The sequence below is a fragment of the Bradyrhizobium rifense genome (genome assembly GCF_008123425.1).
GTDB lineage: Bacteria > Pseudomonadota > Alphaproteobacteria > Rhizobiales > Xanthobacteraceae > Bradyrhizobium > Bradyrhizobium rifense.
On sequence record NZ_VSSS01000057.1, the window covers coordinates 73,370 to 92,894 of the forward strand.

Here is a 19,525-nt window from a genome sequence, read left to right on the forward strand (position 1 = left end):
ACGGAACAACTTCAGTGGTTTTGTACGCACTCGTCCCCGTTGCACTAGCTTATCTGCGTCGTAGGTTTGCGCTCGAGCGATTTCACGCTAGGCACCGACCGCTATCGCTATCAAACGCTTTTCCGAGATAGCCTTATCTCTCATTCAGATTACTCGGCATTCTCGAGGTCGCGCGAACTTTTCGGTCCAATAGCGCGTTCGCACCGTGTTACCCCGAATGTCCACTTCGCACCGACACTCGGCGTCCTCACAACGATGCGAATGACCCGAACAAACCTCGCGCAGCAATTTGGGCGGTGTTATCATGCAGCCGACAGAGCTACGACCACTGGGTATGGCCACCAAATGAGCTATTCAGAACTGCCGTTGACACGGTACGCGATGAGCGGCGACATAAGCGTCGCTTATCAAACCATGGGGGATGGCCCCATCAATATCATCGCCATCCCGGGCGCCATTTCGCACGTCGAGTTCTTGCACGAGATGTCCGGGTATACGGCGTTCCTCCAACGTCTTTCAAAATTCGCGCGCGTCATCACCTTTGATAAGCGCGGCCAAGGACTTTCGGACAGGATTTCAGGCGCCCCTACGCTCGAAGAGCGCATGGACGACGTGCGAGCTGTTCTGGACTCCGTTGGCGCACAGCGTGCGGCTCTGCTCGGATTTTCCGAGGGTTGCGCAATGAGCGCAATGTTCGCTGCGTCCTACCCCGAGCGCGTTTCGCACCTCGCTTTGTTCGGAGCGTTTGTCCGCTACCGGGATCTTTTTACGGACGCTGATCCAGAGGTGATCGCTCAGGAACAGATGAAGAATTGGGGGACCGGTGCCCTGATGAAAGGTGTGATATCCAGCAGGGCGTCCGACCCTGACGCTGTCGCGAAGTTTGCCAAGTTCGAGCGCCTGTCGGCGAGCCCCGGCGCAATGAAGGCTACTCAATTGTTAAACTTCCAGATCGACGTCGGTCATATCCTTCCGGCTGTGCGGATCCCGACACTCGTGCTGCACCGTACAGCCGACGCACTGGTCCCCGTCCGTTTGGGACGCGACTTCGCTGCGCGAATTCCCGACGCCAAATATATCGAATATCCCGGCGGGGATCATGCATTCTGGTCAGGCGACGTAGAGGCATTGCTCGGTGATATTGAAGAGTTCATCACCGGGCATCGCGAGACTGTATCGGCGGATCTGGAGCGCATCCTGGCGACAGTGCTGTTCACCGACATCGTCGATTCAACTCGTCGCGCTGCCGAAATGGGCGACCAGAATTGGCGTCGATTGCTGGACAGTCACGATCAGCTGGCACGCCAGATGGTCGAAAGACACCGTGGCAACCTGATCAAGAGCACCGGTGACGGCATTCTCGCAACCTTCGACGGACCAGGTCGTGCTGTACGTTGCGCGCTGGCGTTCTCGGCCGCAGCCAAGCAGATTGGCCTGCCCCTGCGTTCGGGTCTGCATACGGGAGAAATCGAGGTCAGGGGCCGCGATATCGGTGGCATCGCAGTTCACGCGGCGGCCCGTGTCATGGCAAATTCGGGGCCCGAGGAGGTCCTCGTATCTCGCGTTGTCTCGGATCTCGTGGCGGGCGCCGCACTGAAATTCGACGAGCGGGGAGCATATGAACTCAAAGGCCTTCCCGGTCGATGGGATTTGTTTGCAGCCAGCGCGTGAAAGATGAGCGCCGGGAGCATCAGTCCGCCAATACGGACGGGTCGATGGTGAAGCCCCAACCTGGCCTGTTAGGCACGATGCTTGCGCCTCTTTCGTCCCTCAACAGGGGCTCCTGGTAGAGCGCGTCAAACCAATTGATATATTCATGATAGCTCGCGTTGGGCACGCACGCCATGAGCGCAAGGCTCATTTGCGGAAAGACATGGGACGACACAGGGATATCGAATGCCTCGCAAATGGCCGCGGCTTTTAGGAACTCGGTCGGCCCGCCCATCCTTTGCAGATCAGGCATCAGTATATCAGCAGCCTTGAGCTGCAGCAGCTCAAAAATGCCTTGGTGGTTATACGTGTACTCTCCGGTTGCAACCGGGATATCGATAGCGGCGGCGACCTTGGCTTCTGAAAGCGGATTGCTGCCCATGACGGGTTCTTCGTACCAACCGATATCGAACTCCTCGATGCGGCGCGCAAGCTTGATCGACGCCTCAGGCGACGCAATCAGTTGCGCTGCATCAACCAGCAGTACGACATCCGGACCCAACATCTCTCGAACCGCCCTGACACGCTCCACGTCTTTGTCGGGATCTGGCAATCCAACGTGCATCTTGATCGCACGAAAGCCCTGCCTCACGAGGCCCTCTGCTTCCTTGTGAAGTTCGTCGATCGTTGCCGATAGCCACAATGAGTTCACGTAGCTGGGCACGGTGGTTCGACAGGCGCCAAGAATATGAGAAATGTTGACGCCAAATTGCTTGCCTCGCACGTCCCAAAGCGCCTCCTCTACGGCAGAAATCGCCAGAGCCGAAATCCCTTGTCGCCCAAAGGCGCGAACATCATTGAACGCGTTGACAACAAAGCTGCCGCTCTGGCCGAGCTCGAGACCAACGACAAGATGCTCGAGGCTTACGATCATCTCCCGCAGCACTTTTAGTCGACGCCCATTCGTCACATAACACATCCCCTCCCCGACGAGACCCTCGTCCGTCTCCAGAAATACGCACACACAGTCGACCAACCGCACGTCGTACCTGCCTGTCGAAAAGGGCTTTGCGACAGGCAAGTGGGCGACGCGGGTACGCAGGCGCGAGATCTTCATAGACTTCCTCTCTGGGCGCCGTCGCGGAAGTGGTTGAAATATCTGTGTCGGCGATCCCTGGCGCAGTTCGGGATAGCGCGCCCCTTATCTCGCTTTTGGCAAGATCATGGGCGACGATACAAGAGGCCATCATACCCGGGCATCAACCAACCGCAATCTCCTTGCCGAGTGCTCGCTTACGGGCGGTGCGGGCGCAGCAAGGGTGCGGCGCCCTCCGCATTATCGACGTCATCGACAAACAATGCTGGTGGTCTGCTTGTTCTTTGATCGAATTGCGTCTGCCGTCCCCAGAATGAAAAGGCCATGTCCCTCAGCGTAATTCAGTATGTCTGGCTTTAGGTGGCTGTTGCTGCCGGCAGTGTCCGAACGCGCTTATGCATCCGGCCGAAAGCACATGAGTGTACCGATCTACGGAAGAGTGTATTCCTGCCAGCAGCGGTTCAGCCGATGGTTAAGTCACCCTATCTGGATAATGAGCTCGGAGACGCGTGGCGTCCCCGAAACGTGACCAAGCGAATAGCGAGCGACCTTTCCATGACTAAGACGGTCAAGATCGACTTCATATCCGATGTATCATGCCCCTGGTGCGTAATCGGGCTAGGAAACCTGGATGTTGCCCTGAAGCGCTTTGAAGGGCAATTGACGGCTGACATCCATTTCCAGCCCTTCGAACTCAATCCAGCGATGCCGCCGGAGGGTGAGAGCCGTTTCGACAACGTGGCCCGCAAATACAATGTCGGGCGCGAGCAGGCGATCGCGAACCGTGAGCGCCAGCGTGCCCTCGCCGCGCAAGTGGGCTTCGACATGGTGACTACCGACGAAACCCGCTTCTACAACACATTTGACGCGCACCGATTGCTGCACTGGGCGCGGATCGAGGGGCGGCAAGAAGAGCTGAAGCGCGCGCTGCTCGCCGCCTACCATACCAACATGCAGAATCCCGGTGATCACAGCGTGCTCGTCGCCGCTGCTGAATCTGTTGGCCTTGAAGGCGCGGCTGCGCGCGATGTGCTCACCTCGGGGCTCTACACTGACGAGGTGCGCGACGCCGAAGAGAAATGGCATCGAGCAGGGATAAGCAGCGTTCCCGCCGTGGTGGTCAACGATCGCTACCTAATCACAGGAGCCCGGCCGCCGGAGGCGTTCGAGAAGGCCATCCGCAAGGCCGTGTCCGAAGTCGTCTGACCGGCGCGGCCCTCGCCGCAGGCTCACCAGGCGCGACGGCGCGCAGATACACTAAAGAGTTAGCCGGGTGGACCTTCGATTACATCTGCGAAGCGCGAAAAGAACTCGTCGGCGATCTTCTTCGCCGACCCGCTGATCAAGCGCTGACCTAACTGCGCCAGCTTCCCACCTATTTGCGCCTCTACGCCATAGGATAGCAACGTACCTTCCTCGTTCGCCACTAATGCGACCGTGGCTACGCCCTTAGCGAATCCTGCGATGCCCCCCTCACCTTCGCCCGAGATCCGGTAGCTGCTCGGGGGAACGAGATCGCTCAGAGTGACTCGCCCCTTGAATTTCGCCGAGACTGGGCCGACCTTCATCTTTGCAATCGCACTAAATTGATTGTCCGCCGACCTCACGAGTTCTTCGCAGCCCGGAATGCACACCTTCAGAACATCCGGATCATTCAGTTTCTCCCACACAGTTTCTCGGTTCGCGGCAAGTTGGACCTCTCCGGCCATCGTCATAGGCATAAGACGTAACCTCCAATGAAGCGGCCGTCGGACCGCTTTGGCAACATGCGAGCGAGCCAACCGTCGCGCAGACCCAACGGCGTGTCATCCAAGCCGATCTGCATGTGATAGCCGGCGTTAGGTTCAAACATTGCTCAACTGATGTCGGTAGTGATAGACGCCCTCATTGGACTTCATCAGCCGTGTTCGCGAAGGTCAAACGAATAAACACGATCATCTTATCGACGAAAGCGATTGGTCTTTTGTCGCTTCACCGATCTATTCATGCGATGCGAGGTTCTGGCGCGTACCGGCCGACTCGCAGTGCAGTTCACGTGCGCTATTGTAGCGTGATAGCTTGCGATCAGGGCAGACGGCCTGCCGCGCGCCTCTGCTCGAGAGCTTTGATGTGCGTATAGGCAAGCATCAATGTGCGATGCTCAATGTTAGCGTCAATCGCCTTGTTGAGCATGAAGCCCAGGATGTGATCGACCTCTGTCGACCCACCGCGTTCGACGTCGCGCAGCATCGACGTCGCGTATTGCGACTCCCGCTGCGAGAACGTCTCTTCCCACAATTTCATAAAGCTATCGCTAGGCGCATGGCCGTTGGCGGCTGCCACCGCGGCACCGCACCGAAGTTGTTCGAGGAAAAGCTCACGGCCATAGGGCGTGCGGACAATCTCGCCGACATTCGCGCGCATCAGGCAGGTCATCGCAGCAGCCGTTGAGAGGTGAACGATTTTCTCCCACATCCGTTGCACGACGTCGGTTACCGCAAAGGCTTCGACGCCCTTCGCAGCAGCGAATAGAGCCGCCAGCGTTGTCACGCGTTCCGTCATCTCGCCAGATTGCTCGCCAAAAGTGAGCGTCCGCCAATCGTTGAATTGGCGGATCGCGCCGCTCGGCGTGAGGGTCGCTTGAATCTTGGCAGTACCCCCGAGCACGCGGCGTTGACCGAATCGTTGGTTCAGGAGATCGATATGGGCAATGCCATTCAGGAATGGCAAAACGTAACCGCTCGGCGCCACAGCCGGCGCGATCGTCGCTATGGCCGCATCGAGGTCGTATGCCTTGCAGGTCAGAATCACTCCGTCGAAAATCGGTCCAACTTCGGACGCGACCACGGTCTTCACCGCCAATTGCGCATCCCCAAATGGGCTCTCGAGCCGTAGCCCTTGCTCGGACAGGATTTTGCGCCGTCCTTCGCGGACGAGGAACGTGACATCGGCACCGCTTTCGGCCAGACGGCCGCCAAAGTAACCGCCAATACCCCCGGCACCAAGAACCAAAATCTTAGGACTACTCACGAAGGTCTTCCTTTTTGACACGCCGGGCCCGGCACGACGGAACGGGACATCACTAGAGAGGCACTTGACCGATCGGCGAGGTGGCGTTCACCAACCGGACTCGGCTAACCGGTGGCGGGAGACACGCAGGCAAACTCGATCCGGATGCCGCCCGGCTCTCGTATCATAAAGTGGAATTTCGGACCCTTGCCCGACCTTTCCGGCGCAAACTCAATCTTATTGCCGGGCCATGCCGCGACACGCTCGTGCAATGCGTCAAGTGCCTTGTGATCCACAACCTTCAACGCAAGGTGATGCAGACCGACATTATGGCGGCGCTCGAACGGCACGCACGTCCCCGGATCCTCGACTTGCCACAACGTTACAATGACATTTCCGTCCGATACGAAGGCTGCTGGATAGCTTGGATTCTCTCCAACAACCCGCCAACCAAGGCAATCGCAAAAGAACTTCTGCGTCAGTGCAAGATCCTTTACGGTAAGGCCTACGTGATCGACACCGATCGTTAGCGGCACATTCTCCTGCATTGCAGCTCTCCAGACGCTCACACGAACCTGCGGCGCGAGCAGCCACGCATACGCAGATCTAAGCCTTCACGCTAGTGCGAGTCGTCACTGACTTGAAGGGCCGTTACTGGAAAGACACTGTTGCTTCTAACGGAACATTGGCTGGTTGGTCGATCTCAAGCCAAGCGGTCGGAGATCGGACAATTTTGCGAGCCTTGGGCAATCGATATTTCCTCTAACGCCGTGTTAGGTGCGGCGCCATGCTGATCATTCCCGCCAGCAGCCCACAACTATCAAGCTGCGGACCCACAAGCGCATGTTGTCAGACGGCTAGGCTCGCACCAACGCGACCGGCTCAGGCTCGTACATGCTCCGTGCGGCATTCCTGCCCACGATCCGCTCCACCTGAACGAGATTGTCCGAGAATGTAGGACAGTTGCCCATCCCACCGAACCGGGCTGCGGATACGCTATTGACGGTACCTTCTTCGTTATGCGTCCGCCAATAGCCGACAGTAGCGATAACCAGTCCGGCCTGAACGTCATCGGTGATATCGGCGACGCCGTGGAAGCCGCCCGTCCTGTTGTACACCTTCACCTTGTCGCCGTGCTCGATCATACGCTCAGCGGCGTCCTGCGGACTCAGGAGGACGAACTGATCCCCCTGCAGTCTCCGCTTCTTGGGTTCATTGGCGTAGTTGGTATTGAGAAATGCGTGGCTTTTCGGGGCTATGATGCTCAGAGGATAGAGCTTGGCAAGCTCAGGTTCGTCAGCCGCACTCTCATAGGGCCTGGTATAGCCGGGAAGCGGTTCGATCGGCTCGCCACTTTGCATTTCGTTGTAAAGTTGACGAAACGGCGGTGCTACGAAATTTGTGGCGCCGGTCAGCAGGATCTCACATTTGCCCGACGGCGTCTTGAAATTTCCCTCAGCGTGCGGTGTTCGCGTATCCGCCGGACCCAAGTTCAACTTGGCAAAGCCTTGCTTCCGCAAAAGATCCATATCGACACCCGCCACCTGCGGCGCGGTCCAGTCGATCGTGCTTTCGGCCAACTCGAGATCCGATTTCAGGAACTCGGGGTCGGTCAATCGCATCGTCTTCGCCAGCCTGCGGAAGATTTCTGCATTCGAGCAGGCCTCACCGGGCGGCTCAATGGCCTTCTGATTGAGCGTGAGGTAGTAGTGTCCCCAGGAGAACATCATGTCATCGTGTTCGGCGGCCATCGTCGCCGGCAAGATGATATCTGCGTAAGCGGCAGTGTCGCTTATGAAATGATCCGCGACAACAGTGAATAGGTCATCACGCTGAAGCCCTCGGACGATCTTGTCGACATCCATCGCCTGGGTCACAGGATTTGTATTGTAGACCATGATCGAGTTGATCGGCGGATCAAGCTTGGTCTCGCCGAGCAGCGCTTCGCCTAACTTGAGCAGATTCACCACCCGCGTGCCGGGCTTGATCCAATCAGGGCGACAAATCGCTCCGAAGTTTACGGGGAATTCCCATAGCGGTGCTTGGTAGATGCCGCCGGCGACATCCTTCCAGGCACCGGTCAAGGCGGGAATCGCAATGACAGCGCGGATGGCCTGAGTACCGCCTGCGGTACGCTCTAGCGCCACACCGATGCGGATCGAGGCGTTGCGCGACTTTGCGTATTCTCGCGTCAATTTTCGTATGTCATCGGCACGGATGCCTGTGATCTTCTCGGCCCACTCGGGCGTGCAGGTTGCCGCATGTTCCTTGAGCTCCGGATAGCCCAAAACGTACTTGTCGACATAATCGCGATCGACCAGGTCTTCAGCGATCAACGTCTGGATCATTGCCATGGCTAGAGCGCCGTCGGTGCCTGGCTTCGGCGCGATATGCCAATCGGCCTGCTTGGCAGTACGCGACCGGTACGGATCGATAACAACGACTTTCGCACCCTTTTGACGCGCCTCGGTGACGAAGGGCCAATGATGCAGGTTGGTGCTGACGGAATTGCAGCCCCAGATAATGATGTATTTCGAATAGGCGAAGCTTTCCGGATCCAGCGCATTCGTGGGTCCGACCGTGAGGAGCCAAGCGGTAGAAGAACCCGATGCGCAATAGGTTTTCTCGCAAACGGTAGCGCCGAGCCTGTTGAAGAAGGCATCACCGACCGTCAGGCCCTGCACGAGGCCTTCATTGCCGAGATAGCTGACTGGCAGGATGGCCTCTGCACCATTGCTTGAAATGATCTTCGTCCAGCGATCTTTAATTTCCGCGAGTGCCTGTTCCCAGCTGATCCGCACAAAGGCCCGGCTGCCCTTCGGCCCATTGCGCTTCAAGGGATACAGCACACGATCAGCATTGTAGTGGCGATCCGCGTAATCGTTCAGCTTGACGCACAAGCCGCCGCGCGTGATCGGATGCTTGGGATTACCGCGGACATTGACCAGTTTGTTGCCTTCCACCGTATAAAGCATTGCGCAGGTGTCAGGACAATCGTGGGGGCAACCGCCAAACAATTCTTTCGTGCTCGCCTCTGTTGTTTGGATGCTGGCAGACATCGGCATATTCCTTCTACCGTCCGGTTAAGGGAAATCTGCGCCTGGGACTTACGGTCACCAAGAGCGGCCGTTCGCAGTTAAATCCAACGACTCAATCGAATTGAGTACCGGTTGCCCCGAATCTCTTGGTGCCGGCTTGCCTTTGCCGTCCGTCCGGACTCAGACCTTTCATTTGCACCGGTACTTCACCAACCCGGATCAAGGGGCCGATCATTGATGAATCCTTGGTCGTGCGCATTGCGTGTCGAAATAAAACCGCGGCAGCATCATATGAGATCGCAAGCCCCACTCCTGGTAGACACATTCGGGCGCCGAATTGAATATTTGCGGCTTTCGGTTACCGACCGATGCGACCTACGCTGTACCTACTGCATTCCAAGCGGATTCCGCGGATTTCAGGAACCAGCCTCCTGGCTACGCTTCGATGAGATCGAGCGCCTGATATCGATTATGGCTCCTCGTGGACTGAAGCGTATCCGCCTCACGGGTGGAGAGCCACTCGTTCGGCGGGACTTGCCAAACCTTGCGGCAAGACTTGCGGCAATACCGGGCATCGAAGACCTATCTTTGAGCACCAACGCGACCCGCTTGCAGGCGCTCGCCGCCCCTCTACGAGAGGCTGGGGTGCAGCGCATCAACGTCAGCTTGGATTCTCTTCGTGCCGAGCGCATAGCGGCAATCTGCGGCCGCGATGTCCTTGCCACGATATTGGCCGGCCTCAAGGCCGCCAAACAAGCGGGTTTCGCGCCAATCAAGATCAATATGGTCGTGATGCGCGGTGTGAACGACGATGAAATCGACGAGATGGTCGATTTCTGCATCGAGCAGGAATTTGTTCTTCGTCTGATCGAAGCGATGCCGATGGGTACAACCGGCCGGAACGCCCAATACCTCGACCTCCAACCTGTCCGGCGACGCCTACAGCAAGAGCGCGGTCTCATTGCAACCGACGTACCCGGCGGTGGACCGGCTCGGTACATGAAAACGCCAGATGCACGATTGAGCATCGGCTTTATCACCCCGCTGTCTGAACATTTCTGCGCCACCTGCAATCGCGTGCGGCTGGCAGCCGACGGGACAATGTATCTCTGTCTCGGTCAGCGTGAGCAGCTGGCTTTCGGCCCACTCTTGCGTCGCGGCGCCACCGACGACGAGATAGTGGGAGCACTTCGCTCGGCCATGAGCCTAAAGCCGGAGCGTCATGAGTTCAATGAAAAGCCTGAGAAGATCTCACGAATCATGGCCGCGACGGGCGGCTGATGCGCGAGAACAACGTTCGAGTGAGGAACGACCATGCCCCACGTGGTTACTGGAAACTGCAGCGACTGTAGATTCACGGATTGCGTTCTGGTCTGCCCGGTAGCGTGCTTTCACGGGGACGATCAGCGCATGTATATCGATCCCATCGCATGCGTCGATTGCGCCGCATGCGTTCCGGCCTGCCCCGTGCACGCGATCAGTGAAAGCGGGGATCTCTCGCAAGACGAGCAGATGTGGATTCAAGTCAACGCCGACAAATCGAGCAGCACGCCGGTGATCCGGAGCAAGCAGACGCCATTAACAGGTGCCGAGGCGCGGCGCGCTGCCCTAGGCTACGGCCCCAGCTAGACAGAATGAGCCAGGCGCCGTGAACGCAATCGGAACGACAAACAACCCCTTACGTGTGGCAATCATCGGCAGCGGGCCTAGCGGTTTCTACGCAGCTGAAGCTTTGCTGCAATCCGAACGCACGACAGTAGTTGATGTTATCGAACGGCTCCCGGTGCCCTATGGCTTAGTTCGTTATGGCGTCGCACCCGATCATCCGCGCTTGAAAGACGTGGCCAATACCTACGCCGAGATCGCTCGAGATCCCCGTTTCTCATTTATCGGCAACGTCGAGTTTGGCAAAGACTTCACCATGCGGGAGCTGACGGACTGCTACCACACGGTGATCTTTGCCACGGGAGCAGCGACCGATCGGAAGCTTGGCATTCCCGGCGAGGATATTCAGGGAAGTCACGCCGCGACTTCCTTTGTCGGGTGGTACAACGGACATCCCGATTATCGCGACCTCAGATTCGATTTGTCGGGCGACTCCGCTATCATCATCGGTCAAGGCAACGTCGCAATTGACGTCTGCCGCATTTTGGCCAAATCGCCTGATGAGCTGCGAAAGACGGATATTGCGGCGCACGCACTGGATGCTCTGGCCGAAAGTCGCATTCGTGAGATCCATCTCATTGGTCGCAGAGGTCCGGTTCAGTCACGGTTCACCAGCAAAGAGCTGCGCGAACTCGGCCAACTGTCTGAATGCGATCCGTTTGTAGATCCTAATGACCTGCTCTTGAACGACGTCTGCAAGTCCGAATTGGCCGATGTGCGCGAGCCGGCTCGTGCGCGGAATTTCGAAGCATTCAAGAGCTTCGCTTCCCGGCGACGGGAGAAGCCCAAATGTTGTCGGATCCATTTCTTTCTGAGCCCAAAAGAAGCACGTGGAGAGCATAAGCTCGAAGAACTCGTTCTCGAGCGAACCAGGCTCGTTGGCGCTGCCGGCCGTCAGGAGGCCGTCGGGACGGGACAGACGCTGTCCATAAAAGCCGGGCTCATGATCCGGAGTGTCGGCTATAGCGGCCGCGCCCTGGAAGGAATTCCTTTCGACAACGCGCGCGGAACGATTCCTAACAAGGATGGCCGTTTGGAAATGACATCACCCAACGAATTGCCTGTCTACGTCGTAGGGTGGATCAAACGTGGACCAACCGGGATCATCGGCACCAACCGAGCGGACAGCATGGCGACCGTCGCGACGCTTCTTGCAGATTTGCCAACCTTTGAGTCTCGGCAGAAGCCAGGCGGTGAGGCGTTTGCTTCCCTCTTGGCACAACGGGCGACGCGGTCGGTATCGTTTCAAGATTGGGAAATGATCGATCAGGCAGAGAAGGCCCGCGGTACGCCCCTGGGCAAACCGCGAGAGAAGTTCACGAGAATTCCAGAAATGCTTGCGGCAAGCACCGGCCGGCCGTAGGCTTCCCGCAGAACCAGAGGGTCGCCTCCCGGAAGGGCCGCGGCCCCCAAGTTGCCCACGAGCTTTGATCCAACGAGCAGGCGACAGACGCAGTCGCGGACCGGCATCTTCGCCAAGTACCGACTGTCGAACGATTGGAGCAGCCGATGCAATTAGCACTTGAAATTGACCTATCCGCCGCGTCGCTGCAGAATCAAGTTTTCAAGCAAATCCACGGCTTGATCGTGTCTGGCCGCTTGAAACCTGGCGCACGCCTTCCCGGTACCCGTGCCCTCAGTGAGCAGCTCGGGGTCTCTCGTAATACAATCATACTAGCCTATGAAACGTTGACATCCGAAGGCTATCTGGAGTCGCGGGAGGGCGCTGGAACATACGTGTCGACGACTTTTCCCGACAACTCTCTGTCGGTTGCAAGCGGCTCGAACCACGATGCCACCTACCATAAGCCGGTTCACTTGTTCGTTCCGGTTGCTGACGACAAAAAGCGATCCGTGCCCCCCAGTGAAATCGTTTGTGACTTTGCACTCGAGAGCACTGATCCGGCCTGCTTCCCACGCAGCGTATGGCGCCGCCTAACGAATTGGCGCATGCAATCGTCAAAATTCAACTTGACGTATTCCGGAACGCCCAAGGGACTTCGGGAGTTGCGTGAAACGCTTGCCGCGTATCTTGGCGCTTCGCGCGGCATTTCATGCACCCCGGATCAAATCGTCATCGTTACAGGCGTTCAGCAAGCGTTGAATGTCGCCGCTCACCTGTTCGTCCGCGCGGGTACGACAGTAGCAATGGAAGCACCAGGCTGCCGGACAACAGCGGACCTTTTCCGGGCCTATGGCGCGCATATTGCGCCTGTTCCCGTCGATCAAAGCGGGATCGTTGTAAGACACTTGCCGCAGTCCCGGAACGGCGTCGCCTTTGCCACTTCAGCGCGTCAGTATCCGATGGGCGTCATGCTGTCAGCTTCCCGACGCGACATTCTGCTGAACTGGGCCGATCAAACGGACTCTCACATTATCGAAGTCGATTTCGACACCGAGATCAGGTATCAGGGTTCACCGCCGCCCCCTCTGAAGAGTCTCGATACCCACGGGCGGGTCGTCTATGTTGGCTCGTTTGCAGCTTCCATCGGCCCAGGGCTGAGAGTGGGCTACATGGTCCTACCGCCGCATCTGGTTGATCCGGCCGTTCATGCCGCTTCATTGCTCGATCACGGCTTTCCGTGCACCGGCGTCCCTTGGCTTGAGCAGGCGGTGCTGAACGATTTTATCGAGACCGGTGCCTTTGAAAAGCATCTGAGAAAAATCCGCAAGACTTATATGGCGCGGCGCGACTGCTTGATCCTGGCGCTTCAAAAGCATATCGGATCCGTCCAGATAAACCCGGTACATTGCGGCACGCACCTAGTGTGGGAGTTGCCGCCGGATTTTCCGAGCGCCGTCAAGTTGCAGACGCTCATGTTGAAGCAGCAGATCGGCGTTTACACGTTGCGCGACCAGAATATCGGCGACGCGGATTACCTCGAGAATTGCGATAGATATCTTCTGCTCGGGTTCGCGGCATTGTCGGAAACGGCGATCGAAGAGGGAATTTCGAGGCTGGCGAAGGCGCTTTGACGCTTTCCAGGAAGTGAGGCCAGCCATAGTGCCTAGCTCCTTGGCCAGGCGGCCTTACGGGAAGCGGACTGCGCGCGTGTTGTCGCGCACTGCGTTTTAGAGAATGCCCATCAGCTCAACATCGCTGCGAACCGGTACCATATGCTTTGCCTGCACCGGCGCTGTGAGGAGCACTGGTGTCTTACTAGGTTATGGCTGGAAATTGCGGGCGAGCTCCTACTGCGACGGCGCCAGCAGTTAGGGGCGCCGGCGGGTGTTTTCCACTTCGGCCATGGCGCCACCGCTAGATTTCACAAGGGAGTAAAAGATGAGTGGCACAGCTACGAACTTGGGTGACTATGAAGCCATCACGAAGGTCGTTCAACACTATCTGGACGGCGCCAAGTCGGGCAAAGGAAACGATATGAAGCCCGCCTTCCACAAGGACGCGACGATTTTCGGATATGTCGGGCCCGACTTGTTTGCGGGGCCAATTCAGGGGCTGTTCGACTGGAACGACCAGAACGGAGCGGCCACGGGAATCCAATCTCGCATTTCAGAAATCGACATCGTCGGCACGATCGCGAATGTGCGTTTGGAGATCGACAACTGGAAGGGATCACGCTTCACCGACATGTTCACGCTGCTCAAGACGGACGGGAAGTGGCAGATCATGAACAAGGTCTTCCATCTTCATAGCTGAGTTATGCCGCGCTCAAGAGCCTCGCGCAGATCGATACGGTATCGATCTCGTGGACCGGTGGCTCTTGGCGCCGGTCATTTGCGGCTCCTTTCCACGGCGAATAGCCATGCCGTGGGGTACCTCGACCCGGCTTCGGCCGGGTTCCTTTTTGAAGGCTCAGCGCATCGATCTAGGCGGCGTCCCACAGAACAAAGTTTGCGCCTTTGTCGGCAATCATGATTGTCGGCGTATTCGTGTTACCCGAAGTTATCGTCGGCATCACCGACGCATCGATAACGCGCAACCCATCCAGACCAATCACGCGCAGGTGCCGATCCACAACCGCGAGCGGATCGTGCTCCAAGCCCATCTTCGCTGTGCCAACCGGATGAAAGATGGTCGTTCCGATATCGCCGGCGGCCTTGGCAAGAGCGCTCTCGCTGTCATCAACCGACAAGCCTGGGATAAACTCCTCAGGGCGGAAACGGCGGAGCGCCGCTTGCTTCATCAGACGGCGTGTAACGCGAATGGCGTCGGCCGCCACGCGGCGATCGTCGTCGGTCGAAAGATAGTTCGGCGCGATAATGGGCTTGGCCGAGGGATCCACTGAGCGCAGCCGGATGGTACCGCGGGACGTCGGCCGGAGATTGCAGGCCGCGACCGTGATCGCAGGAAAGCGGTGCAACGGCTCGCCAAACTTATTGAGCGAGAGAGGCTGAACGTGAAACTCGATGTTTGGACGATCGAAGTGGGACGATGAGGTTGTAAAGATCCCAAGCTGGGACGGCGCCATCGTAAGAGGACCGCGCCGAAACAATGCATACTCAAGCCCCATCAGTGCTCGTCCAATCGGCGAGTGATAGGTCTCGTTGAGTGTCTTGGCGCCGTGGACCCGGTAGATTGCTCTTTGCTGTAGGTGGTCTTGCAGATTACGCCCAACACCAGGCCTGTCGGCGACGGTGGAAATGCCAAGTTCGCCGAGCCATTCCGCCGGTCCGACGCCGGATAGTTGAAGGATCTGGGGCGAACCGACCGAGCCGGCACATAGGATCACCTCGCCTTTCGCACGAACATCGGTCGTCCGCCCCTGCTGCTGGAATCGGACACCCACAGCACGCTTGCCGTCGAACAGCACCTTCTCGACCAAAACGCCTGTTTCAAGACGCAGATTGGTACGATGAAGTACTGGCTTGAGGAAGCCGCGCGCCGATGACCAGCGAAAGCCTCGCTTCTGATTGACGTGGAAGTAGCCGACACCCGTATTGTCTCCCGTGTTGAAATCGGTCGTCGCTGGGATGCCCATCTCGACTGCCGCTTCCGCCACGCTATCGAGGATATCCCACTTCACACCTGGCCGTTCCACGCGCCACTCGCCGCCGACGCCATGATACTCAGATTCACCCAGGAAATGGTCATCGAGGCGCTTGAACACCGGACGGACATCGTCCCACCCCCAGCCGGTGAGACCGAGTTGGCGCCAATGATCATAGTCCGACGCCTGTCCGCGCATGGAAATCATGGCATTGATCGCGGACGAGCCGCCAATCACCTTGCCGCGCGGATATTTAAGGGAACGGCCGTTCAGCCCCGCTTCGGTTTCGGTCTCGAACATCCAGTCCGAACGCGGATTGCCGATCGCGAACAGATAGCCAACCGGAATGTGAAACCAGATCCAGTTGTCCTTGCCGCCGGCTTCCAGGACAAGAACCCGTTTCCTTTTATCGGTCGACAATCGGTTGGCGACAACGCACCCGGCAGACCCAGCGCCCACAACAATGTAGTCGTAGTCGCCATCCAGTTCAGTGCTGGAAACCACCGTCTTCTCCATTGTTGGGGGTCGCGGTGCGCCCCACGTAGGGCTTGCGCGTCCGGATCACAGACCGCAGCACCCGGAACAGCGAGCGGTCAGCGGTGGCGAAAGACCGGCGCCCGCTTGTTGACGAAGGCGTTCATGCCTTCCTTCTGCCCTTCGGTCGCAAACGCTGCCTGAAACAGAAGACGTTCATGCCGCAGCCCTTCCGAAAGGGGTCCTTCGAACGCACGATTAACGGCTTCCTTGGCCATCTTGACGGCCGGCGCGTTGTAGCCGGCGATGGTATGCGCGGCTTCCAGCGCAGCCTGTAGAAGATCGCTGCTTGGGACGACTCGCGCAACGAGACCGACAGCCTTCGCCTCGGCGGCCCCAATGGTACGGCCGGTCAGAACGAGATCCATAGCAAGCGATTTTCCGACCGCGCGGGTTAGTCGCTGTGACCCTCCAATACCGGGCAAGATACCGAGCTTGATCTCCGGTTGGCCGAATTGAGCGTCTTCCGATGCAATAATGAAATCGCAGAGCAGCGCCAGCTCACAGCCGCCCCCAAGCGCAAACCCGCCGACCGCCGCTATGATCGGCTTGGAAATGGATTTGACGTCATCCCAAGGTCCGAGAAAATCATTCATGTAGAAATCGGTGAAGGGCTTCTCGGCCATTTCTGCAATATCTGCCCCGGCAGCAAAGGCGCGCGCACTGCCGGTGATCACGATCGATCCGACTCGATCGTCGGCATCGAACGCCTTCAATGCCGCCAATGCCTCGATCGCCAGTTGACCGTTCAGGGCATTCAAACTCTTCGGCCGGTTCAAGGTAATGAGACCTACGCGATCGCGGCGCTCCACGATAATCGTCTGCGGCGAGCTCGTCGCGGGCGTTACGGCGGGCTGTTCGGAGGAGGATGGGCCGTCCTTACGGATGGGCGCGACAGTATTGCTCATGGCCTGTTTCCTACGTTTGGGAGATGCCCGTGTCATTCGGCCGCTCGCGGCAGCGAGCCACCTGCATCAACATCATCGGGGTTGACGCCTCCGGCAACTGCGGTCGCATAAGCGCCGTGTGTCGCCATGAGCTCGTTCAGAATTGCTTCGCGGTGCTGATTAAGGCCCGGCGAACGAGAGGGCGTTTCGATATCGTTTTCGGCGTATCCGCTTAGACGGATCGGGTTGCCGGCAGTACGGATGTGACGGTCGCCCTCACCTCTCACCTTCACGATCATGTTCCGCGCCTTGAGTTGCGGGTGATCAAACAGCTTGTCAATCGTGTTGATCGGTGAACAAGGAACACCGGCCTCATTGAGTTTTGCGACCCAGTGCTCAACAGGCTCGCGCGTGGTGATCGCCTCGATGGTCGCAATCATAGCGGGGCGATTGCTGCACCTTAGATCATTGCTCATGAAACGAGGATCCAGTGCCAGCGCAGGCGATCCAAGCGCGTCTGCCATCAGCATGAAAAGCGTGTCGTTGCCCGCGGCTATGATGACGCGCCCGTCCTTTGCGGCGAAGCTTTCGAACGGAGCCAATGAAGGGTGACTGTCTCCGGTACGGCCAGGTATCTTACCTTCCACGTCATAGCGTGCCAGAGCCGTCTCCATCAGAGCCGCCTGGCAGTCAAGCATGCCGATATCCACACGCGTTCCTTGCGCGTTTTGTACGCGCTTGTAGAGAGCGGAAAGGATGCCGACTGTCGCGAAAAGAGCGGCGCCGAGGTCACCAAAGCTGGTCCCGACACGCGACGGCGGGCCGTCCGGCCATCCCGTCAAGCTCATCACTCCGCCCATGGCTTGCACGACCATGTCGTAACCGGGCAGATCACTGAAGGGCCCCGTATGGCCAAATCCCGAAATCGACGCATAGACGATGTGCGGGTGAGTTTTGGCGAGCCGTTCGGCGCCATAACCAAGCCGGTCCATGACGCCGGGACGAAAGTTCTCGACGACCACATCGGCCTTGTCCAGCAGCCGCTCGAGCAACTCTCTGTCGCGCGGCGACTTGATATCGAGAACAATGCTCTCCTTGCCCCGATTGAAGCACATGAAGTAGGCCGACTCGCCGTCGACGAATGGGCCGAACGCGCGCGTATCGTCGCCGGTGCCGAACTTCTCGATCTTGATAACGCGCGCGCCGAGATCGGCCAGAACCATCGTGCAATACGGTCCGGCCAAGACCCGCGAGAAATCGAGGACCGTAATGCCCTCGAGAGGCCCCTTCTTCGAAGCCTGAATAGGTGTTCGCTGCATAGTACCTCCTCCCAAGACGTTGCCGGCGTGCTCTCGCCGCGAACAAACACTGGGAATTTCGCTCCGTTAGAGTTCGCGTCGGCTCGTTTCCGCCTTTACCGGCCCGGGGTCGCCAACGCCGAGCTGATGGCATCCCAGCTCAAAGCGGCGAACCGCGATTATCAAATCGGGACGCTTGCCCGGTGAAGTACCGGTCCGGTTGAAAGGTCTGAGTCCGCCAATAGCCCGGGAACCCAACCCGCGGTCCAGAAGAGCGAACCGGAGAACTGGCACCGGCCGCCGCTCCATAGAGATCAGCGACCGGCGCTCTGGCCGCCGTCGACGTGTAAAATCTCGCCGGTGACGAAGGGAGCGTTTTCGAGAAAGAGGATCGCGTCGACGACGTCCTGAATTTCTCCCATCCGCCCGACAGGATGTTGCTTTGCAAGAAATTCATACTTTTCGGGAGCATGCATTGGCGTCTTCATGACACCGGGAGCAACGGCGTTAACCCGGACTCCCTTTTTTGCATACTCGATCGCGAGCGACTTCGTGGCTGCGTTTAGCCCACCCTTGGTTAGCGAGGCGAGGACCGAGGGAACATTGCTGTTGGCGTGATCGACGAGGCTGGTCGTAATCTGCACGATATGGCCGGAGCCTTGCTTCAACATTTCGGCCGCAACGCGTTTGGTGATCCGGAAGAAGCCTCCAAGATTGATCGCAACGACCGAAGCATAATCTTCCTCGGTATAATTGATCAGCGGCTTGGCGATGAATATCCCCGCATTGTTGATGAGGGTGTCGATACGTCCGAAACGTGCCAAGCCTTCCTCGACGATGCGATCAGCCGTCTTGGGGTCCGCGACGTCGCCCGCGATCGTCAAGATGTCCGGATCCGTGCTGGGCTTGATGGAGCGTGAGTTGGCAATCACACGGTAATTGCGATCGCTGTACGCCTTCACGAGTCCGGCGCCGAAGCCCTGCGATGCACCGGTGATGACGGCGACCTTCTGCTCTGTTCCCATGCCTGCCTCATTCATCAGCGGACGACGTCATTACCACCCGCCAGACGGTCCACGTCTGATGCAGCAAACCTAGTGCGAGTTGGGCTCACCTCGAATGGCCGTTGTCCGGCACGTTCTGTTCCTGAAACTGGAACAATGCGCACCCATACCAGAGCGCCGGTGGCAAGGCCGAGCCAGAAGCTTGTCGTGCAACAAGCCATTGGCTTGCAGCAGGTCATCGCAGCCGAACTCAGCCAGGAGCTGAGTTCGGCAACCGCCGTCTCGAACCCGCAATCCGTTAAGCCGTTTCAGGTATACTCTTCTTGGACTGGTCACGCGCTATCATCTGTAGAATCTCATCTACAGCGGCGTCGGCCCACCGATGGAGTTCTGACGTAGTTCTATTCTGGAGGGGA

16 protein-coding genes are annotated in these 19,525 nt (G+C 58.2%); 7 read left to right on the plus strand and 9 right to left on the minus strand.

The genetic code is table 11. The annotated features are described in order from the left end of the window. The first annotated feature begins 345 nt into the window (after nucleotides 1-345). A complete protein-coding gene (locus tag FXB40_RS33715; RefSeq protein ID WP_148776599.1) occupies nucleotides 346-1,671 on the plus strand; it encodes an adenylate/guanylate cyclase domain-containing protein in 1,326 nt (441 codons plus the stop codon). A 19-nt stretch (nucleotides 1,672-1,690) separates the two neighbouring features. Here the strand turns inward: FXB40_RS33715 and FXB40_RS33720 are convergent, their stop codons facing one another. Then, nucleotides 1,691-2,767, minus strand: coding sequence for a mandelate racemase/muconate lactonizing enzyme family protein (locus tag FXB40_RS33720; protein ID WP_148776600.1), 1,077 nt, complete (start codon nucleotides 2,765-2,767; stop codon nucleotides 1,691-1,693). Nucleotides 2,768-3,301: 534 nt separating this feature from the next. Here FXB40_RS33720 and FXB40_RS33725 point away from each other — a divergent pair. Further along, nucleotides 3,302-3,952 (plus strand): DsbA family oxidoreductase, encoded by a 651-nt coding sequence (locus tag FXB40_RS33725; protein ID WP_148776601.1) that lies wholly within the window; start codon nucleotides 3,302-3,304, stop codon nucleotides 3,950-3,952. A gap of 59 nt (nucleotides 3,953-4,011) precedes the next feature. Here the strand turns inward: FXB40_RS33725 and FXB40_RS33730 are convergent, their stop codons facing one another. From FXB40_RS33730 to FXB40_RS33745, 4 genes are all read right to left on the minus strand, one after another. Then, a complete protein-coding gene (locus FXB40_RS33730; protein ID WP_148776602.1) occupies nucleotides 4,012-4,467 on the minus strand; it encodes an SRPBCC family protein in 456 nt (151 codons plus the stop codon). A 343-nt stretch (nucleotides 4,468-4,810) separates the two neighbouring features. Next, nucleotides 4,811-5,755, minus strand: a complete 945-nt coding sequence (locus FXB40_RS33735) for a 2-dehydropantoate 2-reductase (RefSeq protein WP_148776603.1) — start codon at nucleotides 5,753-5,755, stop codon at nucleotides 4,811-4,813. 104 nt (nucleotides 5,756-5,859) lie between these two features. Continuing rightward, complete coding sequence (locus tag FXB40_RS33740; RefSeq protein ID WP_148776604.1) at nucleotides 5,860-6,282, minus strand: VOC family protein; 423 nt, start codon at nucleotides 6,280-6,282, stop codon at nucleotides 5,860-5,862. 309 nt (nucleotides 6,283-6,591) lie between these two features. After that, entirely contained in the window at nucleotides 6,592-8,793 is a 2,202-nt protein-coding gene (locus FXB40_RS33745) for a molybdopterin-containing oxidoreductase family protein (protein WP_148776605.1), read from the minus strand. A gap of 270 nt (nucleotides 8,794-9,063) precedes the next feature. Here FXB40_RS33745 and moaA point away from each other — a divergent pair, with 270 nt between their 5' ends. From moaA to FXB40_RS33770, 5 genes are all read left to right on the plus strand, one after another. Then, on the plus strand, nucleotides 9,064-10,053 hold the full coding sequence (moaA, locus tag FXB40_RS33750) for a GTP 3',8-cyclase MoaA (protein ID WP_148776606.1): 990 nt from the start codon (nucleotides 9,064-9,066) through the stop codon (nucleotides 10,051-10,053). 129 nt (nucleotides 10,054-10,182) lie between these two features. Then, nucleotides 10,183-10,401, plus strand: coding sequence for a 4Fe-4S binding protein (locus FXB40_RS33755; protein WP_246208133.1), 219 nt, complete (start codon nucleotides 10,183-10,185; stop codon nucleotides 10,399-10,401). Nucleotides 10,402-10,420: 19 nt separating this feature from the next. Next, the gene (locus FXB40_RS33760) at nucleotides 10,421-11,800 is read left to right on the plus strand and encodes an FAD-dependent oxidoreductase (RefSeq protein ID WP_246208135.1); all 1,380 of its coding nucleotides are present in this window, start codon (nucleotides 10,421-10,423) and stop codon (nucleotides 11,798-11,800) included. A gap of 146 nt (nucleotides 11,801-11,946) precedes the next feature. Further along, entirely contained in the window at nucleotides 11,947-13,413 is a 1,467-nt protein-coding gene (pdxR, locus tag FXB40_RS33765; RefSeq protein WP_148776608.1) for a MocR-like pyridoxine biosynthesis transcription factor PdxR, read from the plus strand. A 307-nt stretch (nucleotides 13,414-13,720) separates the two neighbouring features. Beyond that, entirely contained in the window at nucleotides 13,721-14,095 is a 375-nt protein-coding gene (locus FXB40_RS33770) for a nuclear transport factor 2 family protein (RefSeq protein WP_148776609.1), read from the plus strand. Nucleotides 14,096-14,264: 169 nt separating this feature from the next. Here FXB40_RS33770 and FXB40_RS33775 read toward each other — a convergent pair whose 3' ends face one another. From FXB40_RS33775 to FXB40_RS33790, 4 genes are all read right to left on the minus strand, one after another. After that, the gene (locus FXB40_RS33775) at nucleotides 14,265-15,902 is read right to left on the minus strand and encodes a GMC family oxidoreductase (protein WP_148776610.1); all 1,638 of its coding nucleotides are present in this window, start codon (nucleotides 15,900-15,902) and stop codon (nucleotides 14,265-14,267) included. A 77-nt stretch (nucleotides 15,903-15,979) separates the two neighbouring features. Further along, a complete protein-coding gene (locus tag FXB40_RS33780; RefSeq protein WP_148776611.1) occupies nucleotides 15,980-16,828 on the minus strand; it encodes an enoyl-CoA hydratase in 849 nt (282 codons plus the stop codon). Between the two features lie 32 nt (nucleotides 16,829-16,860). Continuing rightward, nucleotides 16,861-18,126 (minus strand): CaiB/BaiF CoA transferase family protein, encoded by a 1,266-nt coding sequence (locus FXB40_RS33785; RefSeq protein WP_148776612.1) that lies wholly within the window; start codon nucleotides 18,124-18,126, stop codon nucleotides 16,861-16,863. 293 nt (nucleotides 18,127-18,419) lie between these two features. Then, nucleotides 18,420-19,130, minus strand: coding sequence for an SDR family NAD(P)-dependent oxidoreductase (locus FXB40_RS33790; protein ID WP_148776613.1), 711 nt, complete (start codon nucleotides 19,128-19,130; stop codon nucleotides 18,420-18,422). Nucleotides 19,131-19,525: the final 395 nt, after the last annotated feature.

Bases quoted from the DNA above. Each gene is read 5' to 3' on its own strand.
- FXB40_RS33720 (WP_148776600.1), bottom strand. From the start codon at position 2,767: ATGAAGATCTCGCGCCTGCGTACCCGCGTCGCCCACTTGCCTGTCGCA.
- FXB40_RS33715 (WP_148776599.1), top strand. From the start codon at position 346: ATGAGCTATTCAGAACTGCCGTTGACACGGTACGCGATGAGCGGCGAC.
- pdxR (WP_148776608.1), top strand. From the start codon at position 11,947: ATGCAATTAGCACTTGAAATTGACCTATCCGCCGCGTCGCTGCAGAAT.
- FXB40_RS33775 (WP_148776610.1), bottom strand. From the start codon at position 15,902: ATGGAGAAGACGGTGGTTTCCAGCACTGAACTGGATGGCGACTACGAC.
- FXB40_RS33730 (WP_148776602.1), bottom strand. From the start codon at position 4,467: ATGCCTATGACGATGGCCGGAGAGGTCCAACTTGCCGCGAACCGAGAA.
- FXB40_RS33790 (WP_148776613.1), bottom strand. From the start codon at position 19,130: ATGGGAACAGAGCAGAAGGTCGCCGTCATCACCGGTGCATCGCAGGGC.
- FXB40_RS33780 (WP_148776611.1), bottom strand. From the start codon at position 16,828: ATGAGCAATACTGTCGCGCCCATCCGTAAGGACGGCCCATCCTCCTCC.
- FXB40_RS33755 (WP_246208133.1), top strand. From the start codon at position 10,183: ATGTATATCGATCCCATCGCATGCGTCGATTGCGCCGCATGCGTTCCG.
- FXB40_RS33785 (WP_148776612.1), bottom strand. From the start codon at position 18,126: ATGCAGCGAACACCTATTCAGGCTTCGAAGAAGGGGCCTCTCGAGGGC.
- moaA (WP_148776606.1), top strand. From the start codon at position 9,064: ATGAGATCGCAAGCCCCACTCCTGGTAGACACATTCGGGCGCCGAATT.
- FXB40_RS33725 (WP_148776601.1), top strand. From the start codon at position 3,302: ATGACTAAGACGGTCAAGATCGACTTCATATCCGATGTATCATGCCCC.
- FXB40_RS33745 (WP_148776605.1), bottom strand. From the start codon at position 8,793: ATGTCTGCCAGCATCCAAACAACAGAGGCGAGCACGAAAGAATTGTTT.
- FXB40_RS33740 (WP_148776604.1), bottom strand. From the start codon at position 6,282: ATGCAGGAGAATGTGCCGCTAACGATCGGTGTCGATCACGTAGGCCTT.
- FXB40_RS33770 (WP_148776609.1), top strand. From the start codon at position 13,721: ATGAGTGGCACAGCTACGAACTTGGGTGACTATGAAGCCATCACGAAG.